Origin of the sequence: Fructobacillus papyriferae (genome assembly GCF_018437225.1) — a bacterium.
GTDB classification, from domain to species: Bacteria; Bacillota; Bacilli; order Lactobacillales; family Lactobacillaceae; genus Fructobacillus; species Fructobacillus papyriferae.
Window position 1 is genome coordinate 184,328 of record NZ_JAAMFI010000001.1, and the last position, 16,726, is coordinate 201,053.

Here is a 16,726-nt window from a genome sequence, read left to right on the forward strand (position 1 = left end):
CTTATCTAGAGTAAGGATTGAAACGTTTAAGGAGGGCCCCATGACCAAACACAAAGACTATCAAGCAGCTGACGTGTTGGCCATGGTGGCCGACTATTTACCAGAAGAACAGGTGCAGGCCGTCAAAAAGGCCTATGACTGGGCAGCGTTTTTACATAAAGAGCAAAAGCGCCAGTCGGGGATTCCATACATTGCCCATCCTATTCAGGTGGCAGGAATTTTAGCCGAGCTTAAAATGGACGGCCCAACAATTATTGCTGGTTTTTTGCATGACATTGTGGAAGACACTCCGGTGAGCTTAGAAGATGTTGTGGACCGATTCGGCCCAATCGTCGGCCGAATCGTGGACGGTGTGACGAAGATTTCCAAGATTAAATATCAGGATTCCAAAGTCCAATTAGCGGAAAACCATCGAAAGCTTCTTTTAGCGATGGCAAAAGATATTCGAGTGATTATTGTTAAATTGGCGGACCGTCTGCACAATATGCGTACGTTGGATGCTTTACGGCCAGAAAAACAACGTCGGATATCTCAGGAAACCTTGTCCATTTATGCGCCACTGGCAGATCGTCTTGGTATTTCGGCGATTAAATGGGAGTTAGAAGATCTGTCTCTTTCCTATTTAGAACCGGATGCCTATCACAAGATTGCCAGCATGATGTCGATGAAGCGTGATGAACGCTTGGCTGTTATTCAAGAAGCCATTGATGAAATTGAAGCTAGCATTGACGAATTACATATTAAGGACGTGTCCGTCTATGGCCGTCCAAAACACATCTATTCGATTTATCGCAAGTTGGTCGACCAGCACAAATCCTTTGATGAAATCTATGATTTGTCGGCCATCCGCGTTTTGACCGAAAATCTAACGGACACTTATGCTGTTTTGGGCGCCATTCACGCGCACTGGAAGCCATTGCCTGGTCGCTTTAAGGATTACATTGCCTTACCAAAGCCAAACGGATACCAATCCTTGCACACGACGGTGATCGGCCCTGCTGGTCGCCCGCTTGAGGTACAGATCCGCACTTATGCCATGCACCAAGTTGCTGAATTTGGTGTGGCCGCTCACTGGGCCTATAAAAAGAATAAAGGTTCTGATCAGCAGGCCGATGTTTCAGACAAATCTGAGCGTGTCTTAAATATGATCCAAGGTATTTTGGAGTTCCAGGAGTCGGCCGAAGACGCTCAAGATTTCATGGATTCTGTGCAAACAGACCTTTTTGTTGATCGCGTCTATGCCTTTTCACCAGCTGGGGATGTCTACGAGTTGTCAAAAGGGGCTGGTCCTTTAGATATGGCTTTTGCCATTCACTCTAAAGTTGGCGCACATACCACCGGTGCTAAAGCTAATGGCCGTATTGTCCCGTTGGATTATCAAATTCAAAACGGCGACATCATGGAGATCCTGACCAGTCCCAATGCGCAACCTTCTCGTGATTGGCTGGACTTAGTCAAAACAAGAAAGGCCCGGCATAAGATCAAGTCGGCGTTAAAAAAACGCGATCGTGAAGAAAACATTCAGGCTGGTTTAGATGCGGTTTCAAAGGAACTCTTTGATCAAGGTTATGATCTTAGTGACTTTGTGACCGACGAGAAACTGCAGGGTGTGGCTGATGTTTTCCAATCGGGAACAAAGGATGATTTACTGGCAGCTGTCGGGTATGGGGACGTCACCCGTTTGGCTGTTGTCCGTGAGCTAACGAAGGCAGACCGGGAAGCCAAAGAGGCGGCGGCAGCTGAAGAATTGCAAAAGCGCTTGCTCGAAGAGGGTGGTGCGATTAAAAAGAATAGCCAGACCAACAAGAAAAAGGAAAAGGCTGATTCTGATGTCGTTATTGCCGGCATTGACAGCCTGCTGGTTCATTTGGCCAAATGCTGTACGCCAGTGCCAGGCGACAACGTGACGGGTTATATAACACAAGGGCGTGGAGTGGCCGTTCACCGCTTTGATTGTCCAAACATTCACGCTGCCCAAAAAGCAGGTGAACGATTAGTGGATGTGATCTGGGCTGATCCGAATGGTCAGCGTCCAGACTACACCGCAGATTTGACTATCCACGCCGAAAATGAGCCAGGCATCTTAAATAGCTTGCTGAAATCATTGAACGCGAAGACGCGCTTTATTAAAGAAATTAATGGGCATGTTACTCGCGGTGGCATGGTGCAAGTTCAAGCTTCGCTTGGGGTGATGAATTTGGCCCAGTTAAATGGCATCATTGATTCTTTGTCTGCGCAACGCTCGGTCTATGAAGTGAAGCGTACGATTCACTAAATACAATCAAAAAGAGAAGAGGAGGACGTTGTGTCCAATACCCCAATCCGCCTGGTGTCTTTGAAAAAAAGGCATCAGGATCAGACGATTTATTACGATCCTGAAGACGGTCGCTACTACCAACGCACTATGCCTAAGAAATCTGGCTATGATTTGGCGCTCTTTGTCGCCTTTCTAATTTCAGCTGTTATCGGGACGGTTCTCTGGCTGGGCAAGTTTTTCTTCCCACTGCCCCAAATCACGCTGACGAATCCCTTGCTTTGGTGGCTCGTCTTAATAATCACGATGATTTTGCCCGCTTGGTTCTGGTTCATGGCCTACCGTCAAGGCAAAAAACAGGGCTTGCCAAAAGAGGAACTGCTGGAATTCTTGCCAAGCTCTGGACAGAAGACTTATCTGAAAGGGAAGTGGGGCTTTGAACGGGCATGGATTATCTTTGTTCTGCTCTTGCTGCCACCAACGACGCTGCTCTTCTTGATTCTTTATATCTTCAAGGCCAACTTGATTGATGCGGTCTTGCTGACTTTGCACGGGACGCTTTTCTTACGTCGGGTGCAGCCAGACGTTTGGCGGCGTTTGAAATGGTCAGCCAGAAAATTAAAGTAAATGAAAAAAGATTGATTTCCTTTTTATAGAGGGAATCAATCTTTTTTTATGCTTTGATCAAGGAAAAGTCGTGCTAATAAAAGCAATAGTAACGTAAAACCTAGACAGGTAACCATCATTTGAAGAGAAAATCGACTGGCTTGACCAGCAAGAAAATGACCGACTGGCATCGCAATGTTTAGTGCAATAAAGAGTAGCGAAAAGACTTTTCCGAGCTGCTTTGATTCGACAGTGAGTTGAATCGTATTTTGACTAAAAATAGCAAAGTGAACCATAAGCGTATTGCTAATGATAATAATCAGATACAATGACCAATCGCAGACTAGAAAGATTGGCGTTGCGATTAAGGCGATCATAATGATATAAATTGAACTTTTTTGAAGAAATCCTTTCTGAAATAGCGGATAAGTGACAGCTGCGGCAATACCCACGATGGCAATTAGCAGCAAAATCGCTGCATACTGTGAGGCATTACCCTTGATGTGAACGTAGTAATTCGGTAAGAAAACATTGAGCTGAGCAGCATAACAGGATAAGAGAAAACCATAGACGATTAAACATTGTAATGGTTTATTTTTATAAAGATAACCAAGTGCCTCTCGATAAGAATTTTTTTGTTTTTTTGGCTTTCTTTGGATTTTGTTTCGGATTGGGAGCAAAAGAATAAGCGATAGAAGAAAGGAACAGCCGTTCAGTAAGAGGACTGTTGGTAAATCGATCGATTTTAGACTGAAAAGGGAAACCGCTAGGGGAGGGATAACCACAGTTAGTATTTGACTAAAGAGGTTGTTTTGTTGATTAAAGGAGGGCATTCTTTCTTTTTGAATTCCAGCATGAATTAGTTGTTTCATGATAGGCGAAAACGTGTAATTGGCTAAGTTTAGTGAAAAGAGAATGAGGTTGATCGACAGCAGGTCAACGTGTCCTCTTGAGAACAGAAAAAAACCAAGAACAGACAGACCACATGAAAGGAGTTGGATGCTAACTGTTGCTTTGAAAAGCCTGGATGAATCAGCTAGGTAACCACCCATTAAACTGGCCAAAAAATTGGCTAAGCTCGCGATCATCATGGATTGTGCTAAGATCTGGGTCGAACTGAACAGTTGGAGAATCCATAAATCAAGGACAGCATTGAAGGCTAAATCACCAAATTGAGAAATTAAACGGGCACTTAATAATCTTATCGACACACTTTCACCTTTTTTGTATATTATCTAAAAATACGCTTGTTATTTAAATATTTTTAACTTATGATGATTGTAATCTTAATTGATTCTGAGTTCAATCTATTTTTGAAATGGAGGCGTAAATGAAGATTAATTTGATAGGTACAACTTTTGTCGATGTGCTTTTTAAGATGAAGGAGGTAAAAATTCTCTTTGATAATATTTCCTTTGCTGAAGAGGGACGTTTAACACCCGGGGGAAATGGCAGTAATGTTGCGATTAACCTATGTCGAAAAGGTTTAGATGTTGATTATTACGGGCAGGTTGGCAATGATACACATGGTCAGTTCTTAAAAGAACAATTTGCTCATTTTGGCATTAACATGGAAGGGTTAAGGGTCTCACCTGTTGAACAAACCGGTATGTCTTTAATACTAGTGAATCAATCTGGAGAACGTTCTGTGACAAGTTTTCAGGGGAGCAATGATTATTTTGACTTTAACACTTTTACAAGTCGTGGCGATGCTGTCGTAATTGCTGGTATTGGGTTATTGCCGAATGTGGATTCGCGGATAGGGGAAATTCTTCAAGAAACGAAAGCAAACGGAATTCCAGTTTTTCTCGGTGGATCGCCGAATATTGCTGTCATTCGACGATTTTTAATGTCTGGTCAGTACAGGGACGTTGATTTCTTTTTCTTGAACATACGTGAAGCTTGTGATGTTGCAAGAACAAGTGATGTACTGCAGGCGGGGTATTTTTTCCAGAAGTTTGGTGTGAAAAATGTGTTCATTACAGCAGGACCAAATGGTATTCATTATTTTGGCGAGGGGCAAGTTTATCAGTATGTTCGAATTCGTTCTGTTCAGCCCTGTGATTCAACTGGAGCAGGTGATGCTTTTATGGCTGGTACGATTCACCATTATCTATTGACTCAAGAGATTGACGAAGCAATTTTTGCAGGTCATCAGATGGCCTTAGAAACTATCAATAAAATCGGAGCAGTTCCTGTTAAAGGAGATTTAAAATGACTTTTTCACGTTTTAAAAAAGTTTTACAGCAGAAGTTGCCATATCCGATTATAGAATTACCTACTAGTTCTCTTCGAAGAAAAGGAATGCCTTACTTTACTTTTTCACCGTTTCAAGATACTGAGGACAATTACATTCGGTTAGCAAACAGTAACGACTTTTATATTAAAAAACAAGAGACTATTCGTAAAATAAACACTCTTGATTTAACGAACCCACTTTGTGTGAACAACCAGTGGACTTATGCTATTCAAAACTATCAAAAAATAGATCAGGCAGACAATATCAAAAGAATGATCGATGCCTTGTGTTTAGAGTTTTTTCCTAACTTATCCAAACAAGAGATCGAGATTACTTTTCCGATCACTTTGAAAACATTTTTTAGAAAGAATTTTTTCCCTTATCGATTGAATCCTGATGTGATGGAGAAAAGATACCAAGCGCGTTTACCTTTGCCAGGGGAACACTATTACTTAAAGGTGCGAATGAAACATCAAAAAGGTTGGCTCAATATTGTTGATTTTGTTCTCGTTAATTTCGATCAGAAAAATTTATCCTCTCAGTTGGACTCCATCTGGGTGGAAGATCTGATTGATTTAATTGAGGAAGATAAAACATACATTTTTGATGAAAAGAAATATGTTTCCTTACAAAAAATTGTTAGGAGTATTAGTGAGGATAAGCGCGACCAGCACATTCTTTTAAATGATTTTCGATTAATTCAAAAAATGCTATCACTTGGGATTGAACCTAGTTCAAAAGGTTCTGGAAACGATTTAAAACGTAAAATCCGCTCTTTTTATTTTTACAATGTTTTTTATCTAAAACTTGATTTAGATGGAATAAAAGCATGGTTAGATCAAATGCCTCCATCGGCATTTCACACTAATATAAGCCGACAGATACTCTTAAGCACACTTGAAAAAATTGATCGAGAGTACAAAAAAAGTGTTAAAGATTATTGGTGTAACAACTATGGGCGAAAATTTGCTCAAGATAGTTTAGGACTACCAAACGAATTTTTTGGTGATTTTTTAGTCAATTCTAAAACTGAATACAATTTTTAGGAGGTAAACATGAAAGGCGTTATTCTATCTTCTGGATTTGGGAAAAGGCTGTGGCCGGTTACCGAAGTCTCTCCGAAAGTTGTTCACCCAATTTATAATAAGCCGAGTATCTATTATTCGTTGGCATTTCTAATTCAACAGGGAGTAACTGAAATTGGCATTGTTGGCACTGATGAGTCAAACAATCTGATTAGGGGGTTATTCAATGATGGCTGCGATCTTGGTTGTAAAATTAAGTATTTGAATGAAGCGAAAAAGTATGTACGGGGAACAGCAACATCGTTAGCATGTGCTGAGGACTTTGTTCAGAAAGAACCATTCATTTTACTATTGGGCGATTCCTTGTTTATTGATAAGGAAGCCGGATGTTTAGGTAAACTTTTTAATCAAGTAATGAAAGCAAGGTCAACGTCCTTTAATTTGCTAATGCCAGTTTATGATGCAAGACAATATGCTTACTTTGATAAAGAAAAAGCGGTTGAAAAAGGAAATCGCGAAGGTATTACTCAGGCTATATCAGGCTTATATTTCTTTCAACCTTCCGTGTTTCAATACCTAAAAAAAATTAAGCAGTCGGAAAGAGGGGAATATGAACTTGTTTCGGTTATCAATCTAATGATGCAAGATCACTACTTTGAAACGTTAGGTCCCTTTGACCACGTCATTTGGACAGACACAGGTGTCCCAGAATTGTTATATGCTGCCACTTCATTAATTAGGCAGATTGAATTATTAACAGGTCGTTTAATCGGTTCTCCGCATTATGAAGCTTATAAGAAGGGGTTAGTGAACAAAACAATGTTGGTCAATCAATTCCAAGGGAAAAATAGTTCTTATGCTGAAGGTGTGCGGAGAATGTTACCTGAATTGAAATGGAGGACAACATGAACTATTATATTTGGCCTTACTCTCCTCACAGCTTGTCTTTAATTGAAGATCATCAAACGATTGTTTTGACTAGCGAAGAGAATCGGTCTCACTTTGTTGATTGGTCAGACAAAGCCGTCTTTTTTTTTGATGAATTAAGTTTCGAAACGCTATTTGCTTATTTTCGTCAGCACCGTGGCCACTCTATTGATCGAATTTGGACTTTGGATGAGGAAAAGATCATTTGGGTTAGCCAGTTAAACAATCTCTTTGCAACGCAACGAGACGATACAGCGATCCTTTTCAAAGATAAATATTTCATGCGTTCAGCATTGCAAGACATTGTTTTACAACCACGCTTTCAAAAAGCTAGTCGTCAACAGCCATTTTCTGGCAAGGGCTTTCTAAAATATCGACGTTCGGACTCAGCACAAGGTGTCGAAGACTATCAGGATGATTCTGAATATCAACAATTACTTTTACAAATTCCCGAGGTGAGTTGGGCTGACTACATGGTTGAGGAAGCCGTTTCATACGATACCATGTACACAATTGATGGATATCGAACGGCTACCGGGCAATTTCGCCTGTTCGCACACGAGTACTACGGCAAAGTCAATGAAGTCGTTCACGGGCAATACTTGTTATTAACAACGGCCTCTTTATATCAAAAGCCCGAACTGTTAAAACGACTATTCACCTTATCAAAACGGGTGGTGAACCAGCTGAGCCGACCTGGCGATACTGTCCCTTTTCATATTGAATGGTTTTATCAGAAGGATCGTAATCGCTTTGTTTTCACCGAGATTGGTCGGCGCTTTGGTGGGGGGCATATTCCGCGCTTAATTCAAGAAGCGTTTGGGATTAATCTTTTACAGGAATACTGGGCAAATCTGAATAAGACGACAACTTTTAACGAGCAATTGCTCTATCCGAAGTGTTATTCCGCAACTTATTTCCAGATGCACGATGGTCGTGCGCTAATTAATACGCATTTCTTAAATGAATTTCAAAATGTTTTTGGTCAACAGGTTCATGACGATTCGGCAATGAAGGCCGTCGGTCAATCGGTCAATGATAATTATTTTGCTTTACAATTCCGCGCTTTATCCACTGTCCAGTTACAAAAGCAGGCGGCGTTGATAAACGAACGATTTAAGGAGGAAAACCCCCGATGAATGTTGTTATTTTAGCACCAATCGGTAACCGTTATATCGATTATTTCACTGTTGTAAAGGATCATCCCGATCATCATTATTGCTTATTTATTCTAGAAAAGCATCGCGATAATTATCCCGAAAGCTTACCTGATAATATCGAATTAATCGTCTTAAAAGATTGGGTGCGGACATACATTGCCTATGAGATTGGTCTTTTCCACCAACGATATCCCATTGATCTTCTTTTTGCTTATACAGAAGAAGAAATCCTTTTTGCTGCAGAAATGCGGGAGAGGTATCAAATAAAGGGACAAAAAACTGAGAATGCGCTGCGTTTTCGACATAAAAATCGCATGATGGATTTTGTTCAACAAAACGGCTTCGATGTTCCGAGCTTTGATCTGGTTCATTCCGTTGAAGAATTGAAAGAGGCGATTGAACGAATAACCTATCCGGTGATCGTTAAACCGGGGGATGGAATGGGATCACAGCGGACTTACCGATTGAATCATGCAAGCGATTTGCAGCAATACATCCGTGAAAATAACATACAAAACATTTTGGTGAGTCGGTTCATTGATTGGCCTGTTTACCATTTAGATGGATTGATGAAGCAGGGGGAAATTTTAGCGTTTTCGCCATCACGGTATTTTCATAACACATTGGATTATCAACACAATCAATCGATTGGTAGTATACAGGTCGAAGAAAATAGTCCGGCTTATCATCATTTACTCGACTATAGTCAAAGCCTATTGCCCTTGTTTAATCAGGAGGAAACGCTTATCTTTCATCTTGAAGTTTTTTTCAAAAAAGGGAAAATTTACTTTTTGGAAGTGGCTTGTCGAATGGGCGGCGGAAGAATTGAACGTGAACTTTATCAAACGTATGGTGTCCACTTTATTCAAGAACTATTGGCTCAGGAATTAGGGGAAAAACAACGAATGTCCTATCGAAAAATTAACCCATTAACGAAAGGCTTTGTATTGGTTGCGCCAAAAGAAGGGCTGATTCGACAGTTGCCGGCGCAGAGCATTGAGAAGTTACCCTTTGAAAACGTCTATGATTTTTATTTATTTCGCAAAGAAGGCAGTCAGTCAAAGAAAGCAGCATCCAGCATTGATGCTATTGCGTCGATTTCTGTGGAGGGACAGTCTTTTGAAAAAGTTTTGAAGGAGCTGAAAGAAATCGACCGTTGGTACCGCGAAAAGATGATCTATGAATAAAAAAAGAACGGCACCTAAGGTGTCGTTCTTTTGATATAGTATAGTTTATTTTTTTAACCAATAAACCAACCCGAATGGAATCGTGGATTCTTTTCCAGAAAGGATGCGGCCGATGTTTTGTCGGTGTCGATAGAAGACAAAGACGGTTAAGGTAATCGCGATGATGGATAAGATTAGGTCATGGTAGTAGAAAACGGACATGACTGTGGCAAAAGAAAAGCCGACCATTGAGGCAACTGAGACCATTGAAAAGAGAATCAGGCAGGATACAAAGACGGCACAAACCATCCAAAAGAGGGGGCCGTTATAAACGGACAAGACACCGGCCGAGGTGGCCACAGCTTTGCCTCCCTTAAAGCCAATCCAGATCGAAAAAGTATGGCCCAAAATGGCAAAAAGACCGACCCACATCACATTGACATCAAGACCAAAGATTGCTGGCAATAAACCGGCTAGGGCCCCTTTCAAGATGTCAAAAGCTAGGACAAAGCAGCCGGCGACAGGCCCTAGGATACGAAAGGCGTTAGTGGTCCCGATATTACCAGAACCTTCGTTTCGAATATCTTTATGGAAGAAGAGTTTACCAATCCAGTAACCTGGGACGAGTGAGCCGATTAGGTAGGCCAAGATAAACACCATCATTATTTTTTCCATTCTGTTACACTCCTTTTTTAAAAGCAGATAATATTTTACCACAGAGACGAGTTTTTGGTTGATTCTAAGCCCTTCTTTTTTGTTTTTTAGAAATGGTTGGAAAGTGACGCAACCGAAATGAAATGATTTTCGCTGGATTTTTTGTTGTCAGTTTTTCGTTTTTAATCTATGATAAGGTAGATTGCCAAAAGTGCCGGGTTGCCCGGCCTTTTGAAAACGAAGATTAAAGGATGATCACTGTGACAGAGCAAAGACATTACGATGCAGATTCGATTAAAATCCTAGAAGGCTTGGAGGCCGTTCGCAAGCGTCCCGGTATGTATATCGGTTCGACCGATGGCCGTGGCTTGCACCACCTGGTTTACGAAATCGTCGACAACGCCGTCGATGAGGCGTTGGGTGGTTATGGTGACGATATTGAAGTCACGATTGAAGAAAACAACGCCATTACCGTTTCCGACCAAGGACGAGGCATGCCGGTGGGAATGCACTCATCCGGTAAGCCGACTCCTGAAGTCATTTTGACAGTGCTTCACGCTGGTGGAAAGTTTGGCCAGGGTGGTTATGCCACTTCAGGCGGGCTGCACGGGGTTGGGTCCTCGGTTGTTAACGCCCTTTCTGAATATTTGAAGGTATCGATCGTCCGTGACGGCCACCTTTTCGAAGAAACTTTTGAGCATGGTGGTAAGCCCGTTGGGACCTTGAATGATTTGGGGCCAACTAAAGAACACAGCGGGACTAAGGTGACCTTTAAGCCCGATGCTGGCATTTTCTCAACGACGGTCTTCAAGTTTGATACCTTGGCGGAGCGATTGCGCGAAGCTGCCTTCTTGATGTCTGGTGTGAAGTTTACACTGACCGACAAGCGCGTTTCACCAGCTCGTCAAGAAATCTATCACTACGATCACGGCCTCCGTTCTTTCGTTGACTTTTTAAACGAAGAAAAAGAGGGCCTTGGTCCAATCATGACTTTTGAAGGCAAAGAAGATGGCATCGTTGTCGACGTGGCGGCTCAGTATAACGATGGCTATTCTGAAACGCTTTTGTCCTTTGTTAACAATGTTCGTACCCAAGATGGTGGTACGCACGAAATGGGCTTCCGTTCCGCATGGACAAAGGCCTTTAACGAATACGCTCGACGGGTGAATTTGTTAAAAGATAAGGACAAGAACCTGGAAGGTTCCGACGTCCGTGAAGGCTTGTCTGCCGTTATTTCCCTCCGTGTACCAGAAGAAATTTTGCAGTTCGAAGGACAGACCAAGGATAAGCTGGGAACGACCGAAGCGCGTGGCGCTGTTGATTCCGTTGTCAACGACACCTTGGCTCGTTTCTTATTGGAAAACGGTGATTTCGGTCAAAAGATCGTCCGCAAAGCCCTTCGTGCTCGTGAAGCTCGTGAGGCCGCTCGTAAGGCTCGAGAAGAGTCCCGAACGGGTAAGACAAAGGGAAAGAAGGAACGCTTACTGTCGGGTAAGCTGGCCCCTGCTCAGTCAAAAAACGCCGATAAGAACGAACTGTTTTTGGTCGAGGGTGATTCGGCCGGTGGTTCGGCTAAGCAAGGCCGTGACCGGAAGTTTCAGGCTATTCTGCCGCTTCGTGGGAAGGTTTTGAACACCCAGAAGGCCAAACTGCCCGACATCTTGAAGAACGAAGAAATCTCGACGTTGATTTATGCCATTGGTGCCGGGGTGGGGCCCGATTTCAATATTAAAAACGCCGCCTTTGACAAGGTCATCATCATGACCGATGCCGATGATGACGGGGCCCACATTCAAACGTTGCTATTGACTTTCTTTTATAAGTACATGCGGCCATTGATCGAAGCAGGCAAGGTTTACATCGCTTTGCCACCGCTTTACCGTGTTAAGTACCGGGGCAAGAAGGATGATTCCTTTGCCTGGACCAACGACGAATTGGCCGACATTACGGCTGCTGCCAAGGTGAAGTACGAATTGACTCGTTTTAAGGGTCTTGGTGAAATGAACGCCACGCTTCTATGGGAAACGACGATGGATCCCGAGTCCCGTACGTTGATTCGTGTGAAAATCGACGATGCCATGCTGGCTGAAAAGCGCGTGACGACGTTGATGGGCGACAAGGTTGACCCACGGCGTCAGTGGATTGAAAAAAACGTGCAGTTCACCTTGGAAGAAGAAGGTTCGATTTTGGATAACGTGGCGGGTGGTTCCGACTCTCGTCAGGTCTTCGACCAAGTGATGGCCGGTAAAGATCCAAACCAAGAAGATGAGGCTGATGAAGTCGCTTCCGTTGCCAAAAACAGTCCAGCTGCCAAAGCCGAACGCCAGATCGCCGAAAAGGTAGCAGCTGATAAGGCAAAAGAAGAAGCTGAGGCGAAGAAAGCCGAAGCGGAAGTGAAGGCTGCCGAAAAGGCGGAAGCCGATGCTAAGAAGGCAGCTGCAGAAGCAGCCGCTGCCAAAAAGGAAGATGCTAAGGAAAAAGACAGCAAGTCCGAACCCAAAGCTTCCAAAAAGGATCCCGAAAACTTCGAGAACCTGAACTTGTTTTAATGATTAATTACGAAAGGATGGGGTTGTCCATATGGCAGACCGCATTACCGAGCTCTCATTAGAAGCCGTCATGGGCGAGCGCTTCGGTCGCTATTCCAAGTACATTATTCAGGAACGAGCCCTCCCTGACATTCGGGACGGCTTGAAGCCTGTTCAGCGTCGTATTTTGTACGCGATGGAACAGGATTCCAACACCTATGACCACCCATACCGTAAGTCGGCCAAGGCCGTTGGTAACATCATGGGTAACTTTCACCCCCACGGGGACTCCTCGATTTACGAGGCGATGGTTCGTTTGTCACAGGACTGGAAGGTTCGAGAACCGCTTATTGACATGAACGGTAACAATGGTTCGGTCGATAACGATCCGGCCGCGGCCATGCGTTATACCGAGTCCCGTTTGGCCAAAATATCTGGCGAAATCTTAAAGGATTTGGCTCAAGACACGGTCGAAATGGTCTTGAACTTCGATGACACGACCTACGAACCAACGGTGTTGCCATCGCGCTTGCCAAACCTCTTTGTCAACGGAGCAACGGGGATTTCGGCTGGTTATGCCACGGATATTCCACCGCACAACCTAAAGGAAATCAACGACGCTTTGATCTACTTGTTGGATCATCCGGAGGCTTCCTTAGACGACTTGATGCAATTCGTCAAAGGCCCTGATTTCCCAACTGGCGGCATCATTCAAGGACTGGATGGTATCAAGCAGGCCTATGAAACTGGCCGTGGCCGCGTGGTCGTTCGTGCCAAAACCGAAGTGACGCCTTTGAAGGGTGGCAAGCAGAAGATTGAAATCACGGAGATTCCATACGAAGTCGTGAAGTCAACTTTGGTTGCTAAGATCGATGCCATTCGCTTGAACAAAGAAGTTGCTGGAATCTCCGAAGTCCGTGATGAATCGGACCGGGAGGGGATGTCAATCGTCATCGAGTTGTCCAAGGACGCTTCGGCTGACGGTATCTTGACTTATCTCTTTAAAAAGACGGACCTGCAGATCTCTTACAACTTCAACATGGTCGCCATTCACGACCAACGGCCTGTTTTGGTTACCTTGCAAAACGGTCTTTCGGCCTTCTTGGACTTCCGTAAGGATGTTGTCTTGAAGCGTTCGGCCTATGATTTGAAGAAGGCCGAAGCTCGTCAGCACATCGTGGAAGGGTTGATTCGCATGTTGTCCATCTTGGACGAAGTCGTGCAAACGATTCGCTCGTCTAAGAACCGGAAGGACGCCACGCAGAATTTGATTGACAACTACGACTTCACCAAGCCGCAAGCCGAAGCCATCGTGACCCTGCAACTTTACCGTTTGACCAACACCGACGTGACCCAGTTGCAAGACGAGCACGACGCTTTGGCCAAAAAGATTGCGGAATTGCAGAAGATTTTGAACGAAACCGCTGCTTTGCATACGGTGATCCGTAACGAATTGAAGGCGATTTCCAAGGAATACGCCACGGAACGTCAGACCGTGATCGAAGACGAAATCGAATCATTGGTCATCGACACGGCCGTGACGGTGCCAGACGAAAACGTTCGTTTGCTCTTGTCACAAAACGGCTACGTTAAGCGTTCATCACTGCGTTCCTTCAAGGCCTCAGCCGACGATAACGGCTTGGCCGAAGATGATCCAATCATCGTAAACGAAACGGTCAACACGACCCAGCACCTCTTGGCCTTCACCAACATGGGCAACCTGATCTACCGTCCAGTTTATGAAATCGCTGATTTCAAGTGGAAGGAACCAGGGGAACACTTCTCCCAGTCGCTTTCGAACTGGAACCCAGAAGAAACGATTCTCTCGGCCATGGTCATCGACGACCCAGCCAGCGAGGACGCCTTGCTCTTGGCAACCAACGACGGTTACATCAAGCAGTCGATCGTGAAGGATTTGGTGCCAAAGTCATACAAGAAGAAGTCGGCAACGGTCATGAAGCTGAAGTCAGACGACGCCCGTGTGATTACCGTTGCGCCAGTCAAGGACGCAAAGGAAGTCATGACGATTTCTGAAAGTGGTCTGGCCTTGCGCTTTGAAATCGAAGAAGTGCCAGTCGTTGGGGCTCGGACAGCCGGTGTCAAAGCGATGAAATTAGGCACAGACGACCAGGTCAAGGCTGCCTTGATTTTATCGGTGGACGAGATGTACTTGGCACTCGTAACAAACCAGGGAACCTTTAAGTACTCCCGTCTGGACGAGATTTCCGAATCACACCGCGCCAACAAGGGCATGCAGGTCTTGTCACCACGCAAGACGGTTCACTACGCCGTGGCCGCAGCAACGGTCATTCCAGAAGCACAGGGTGCTTTGCGGATCGAGACCGACCGTTTCAAGACCTTTGACATTCAACTGCAAGATCACGGTCTGTCCAACCGGACGGCCAATGGATCGGCTTTGATCAATCCAACATCGGATGGTCAAGCAAGGTCGATTAAGCCGTTGAATTTGCAAGAAGAAGACTAGAAATTAGCCCAGGCTTCTTGTTACAATAAAAATGAATTCAAGCGGGTAACCGCACTGAGGAGAAAAGACATGGCAAAGATTCAAGTTTTTGGACACAAGAGTCCAGATATGGATACGGTGGCATCTGCGATCGCAGCTGCTGATTTGCTGAAGCAACAAGGTTTGGATACGGAAGCCGTTGCACAAGGTAAGCCAAACCAAGAAACGCAATTTGCATTGGACCACTTCGGTGTTGAGGCTTTGCCAATCATCGAAAAGGCGGCCACTGACGAAGTTGTCTTGGTCGACCACAACGAAGCTGCTCAATCAGTTGACAACTTGGCGGACGTGACAGTATACGGCATTTACGACCACCACAAGTTTAACTTCCAAAACGGTACACCTTTGTACATCACCGCAAAGCCTTGGGGTTCTGTATCAACGATCTTGTACTTTGAGTACAAGAAAGCTGGTTTGACGATTCCTGCAAAGATTGCTGGTCTCTTGGCATCTGGTTTGATCTCGGACACGCTTTTGTTGAAGAGCCCAACGACGACCGACAAGGATCGCGAAGCCTTGCCTGAATTGGCTAAGATTGCTGGTGTTGCTGACATCGAAGCATACGGATTGGCCATGTTGAAGGCCGGAACCGACTTGTCCACGCGTTCAGACGAAGAACTCTTGGAAGGGGATGCCAAGTCCTTTACCATGGGGTCACACGACTTCCGCATCGGACAGGTCAACACAGTGGACATTGCTGATGTGTTGAAGCGTCAAGCTGATCTGGAAAAGGCCATGAAGGCTTCTGGTTACGAAGACTTCTTGTTGGTTATCACCGACATCTTGAACTCAAACTCTAAGGCCATTTACTTGGGCGATGCAGCGGATGCCATTGAAAAGGCCTTTGACGAAAAGCTTGAAAATAACGTCATTGATTTGCCTGGTGTGGTCTCACGTAAGAAGCAAGTGGTGCCACCATTGCAGAAGCAATTCTAAGTTAGTGAAGTGGGTGAAAACTTTTTAAGAAAAAGTTAAAGAGACCCCTTTACAGTGTGTGAACAAGCATGTATAATACTATTTTGTATTGACAAGCAAATAAATTTTTATCAAAAATTCTAAATCTGAGGAGCTGGGACTATGCGTATTCATGTCGTATTAGGCAATGATGAAACTGGAGAGCGTATTTACTTGACGTCAAAGAACCGTCGTAACACGCCTGACCGTTTGGAGTTGAAGAAGTACTCACCAAAACTTCGTAAAGTAGTAACGTTTAAGGAGATCAAGTAATGGCTAAGAAATCAAAGATCGCAAAGGCAAAGCAACGCGAAGCATTGGTTGCTAAGTACGCTGACAAGCGCGCTGCTTTGAAGGCTGCTGGTGACTACATCGGTTTGGCTAAGTTGCCAAAGGACTCATCACCTGTACGTGTTCACAACCGTGACCGCATCGACGGCCGTCCACACGGTTACATGCGTGAATTCGGTATGTCACGTTTGAACTTCCGCCAATTAGCACACAAGGGTCAGATCCCTGGTGTTCGCAAGGCTTCTTGGTAATATGAATCAAAACCACAGCCTTGCTGTGGTTTTTTCTTTACCTTCTTGCTTTTCGGCCGTAAATCAACTATTATAGAAGTAAGTTAATTTACAGTCGTAAATGAGCGGGTCGAGCGATTGACCGGCTCATTTTTTATGGCAAAGAAT

13 protein-coding genes and 1 pseudogene are annotated in these 16,726 nt (G+C 44.2%); 12 read left to right on the top strand and 2 right to left on the bottom strand.

Annotation, left to right across the window (positions count from 1 at the left end):
* Positions 1-40: 40 nt before the first annotated feature.
* Positions 41-2,275: a RelA/SpoT family protein gene (locus G6R27_RS00885; protein ID WP_213819208.1), complete on the top strand. Its 2,235-nt coding sequence runs from the start codon at positions 41-43 to the stop codon at positions 2,273-2,275.
* A gap of 30 nt (positions 2,276-2,305) precedes the next feature.
* Complete coding sequence (locus G6R27_RS00890) at positions 2,306-2,881, top strand: cation diffusion facilitator family transporter (RefSeq protein ID WP_213819209.1); 576 nt, start codon at positions 2,306-2,308, stop codon at positions 2,879-2,881.
* 35 nt (positions 2,882-2,916) lie between these two features.
* Here the strand turns inward: G6R27_RS00890 and G6R27_RS00895 are convergent, their stop codons facing one another.
* Positions 2,917-4,071 carry an MFS transporter gene (locus G6R27_RS00895; RefSeq protein WP_213819210.1) on the bottom strand — a complete coding sequence of 385 codons (1,155 nt, stop codon included), beginning with the start codon at positions 4,069-4,071 and terminating at the stop codon, positions 2,917-2,919.
* Positions 4,072-4,190: 119 nt separating this feature from the next.
* On the opposite strand from G6R27_RS00895, the gene G6R27_RS00900 reads away from it, so the two are divergent.
* From G6R27_RS00900 to G6R27_RS00920, 5 genes are read left to right on the top strand one after another with little or no spacing between them, the layout of a single operon-like run.
* Complete coding sequence (locus tag G6R27_RS00900) at positions 4,191-5,078, top strand: carbohydrate kinase family protein (RefSeq protein WP_213819211.1); 888 nt, start codon at positions 4,191-4,193, stop codon at positions 5,076-5,078.
* The gene (locus tag G6R27_RS00905; RefSeq protein WP_213819212.1) at positions 5,075-6,145 is read left to right on the top strand and encodes a hypothetical protein; all 1,071 of its coding nucleotides are present in this window, start codon (positions 5,075-5,077) and stop codon (positions 6,143-6,145) included. Before G6R27_RS00900 ends, G6R27_RS00905 begins: the two co-directional genes overlap by 4 nt.
* 9 nt (positions 6,146-6,154) lie before the next feature.
* Positions 6,155-7,033 (top strand): sugar phosphate nucleotidyltransferase, encoded by an 879-nt coding sequence (locus G6R27_RS00910; protein ID WP_213819213.1) that lies wholly within the window; start codon positions 6,155-6,157, stop codon positions 7,031-7,033.
* Complete coding sequence (locus G6R27_RS00915; RefSeq protein WP_213819214.1) at positions 7,030-8,190, top strand: ATP-grasp domain-containing protein; 1,161 nt, start codon at positions 7,030-7,032, stop codon at positions 8,188-8,190. The genes G6R27_RS00910 and G6R27_RS00915 overlap by 4 nt, the downstream gene beginning before the upstream one ends.
* Positions 8,187-9,398 (top strand): ATP-grasp domain-containing protein, encoded by a 1,212-nt coding sequence (locus G6R27_RS00920; RefSeq protein ID WP_213819215.1) that lies wholly within the window; start codon positions 8,187-8,189, stop codon positions 9,396-9,398. Before G6R27_RS00915 ends, G6R27_RS00920 begins: the two co-directional genes overlap by 4 nt.
* A 45-nt stretch (positions 9,399-9,443) precedes the next feature.
* On the opposite strand, the gene plsY is transcribed toward G6R27_RS00920, so the two are convergent.
* Positions 9,444-10,052: a glycerol-3-phosphate 1-O-acyltransferase PlsY gene (gene plsY / locus G6R27_RS00925; RefSeq protein ID WP_213819216.1), complete on the bottom strand. Its 609-nt coding sequence runs from the start codon at positions 10,050-10,052 to the stop codon at positions 9,444-9,446.
* Positions 10,053-10,291: 239 nt separating this feature from the next.
* Here plsY and parE point away from each other — a divergent pair.
* The 5 genes and pseudogenes from parE to rpsN all read left to right on the top strand — a co-directional run.
* Positions 10,292-12,265, top strand: a pseudogene (parE, locus tag G6R27_RS00930) (DNA topoisomerase IV subunit B); the annotation flags it as partial.
* Positions 12,266-12,611: 346 nt separating this feature from the next.
* Positions 12,612-15,044, top strand: a complete 2,433-nt coding sequence (gene parC / locus G6R27_RS00935) for a DNA topoisomerase IV subunit A (protein WP_213819217.1) — start codon at positions 12,612-12,614, stop codon at positions 15,042-15,044.
* A gap of 69 nt (positions 15,045-15,113) precedes the next feature.
* Positions 15,114-16,019: a manganese-dependent inorganic pyrophosphatase gene (locus tag G6R27_RS00940; RefSeq protein ID WP_213819218.1), complete on the top strand. Its 906-nt coding sequence runs from the start codon at positions 15,114-15,116 to the stop codon at positions 16,017-16,019.
* 141 nt (positions 16,020-16,160) lie between these two features.
* The gene (gene rpmG, locus G6R27_RS00945; RefSeq protein WP_002815032.1) at positions 16,161-16,310 is read left to right on the top strand and encodes a 50S ribosomal protein L33; all 150 of its coding nucleotides are present in this window, start codon (positions 16,161-16,163) and stop codon (positions 16,308-16,310) included.
* Positions 16,310-16,579: a 30S ribosomal protein S14 gene (rpsN, locus tag G6R27_RS00950; RefSeq protein ID WP_091501864.1), complete on the top strand. Its 270-nt coding sequence runs from the start codon at positions 16,310-16,312 to the stop codon at positions 16,577-16,579. Before rpmG ends, rpsN begins: the two co-directional genes overlap by 1 nt.
* Positions 16,580-16,726 lie beyond the last annotated feature (147 nt).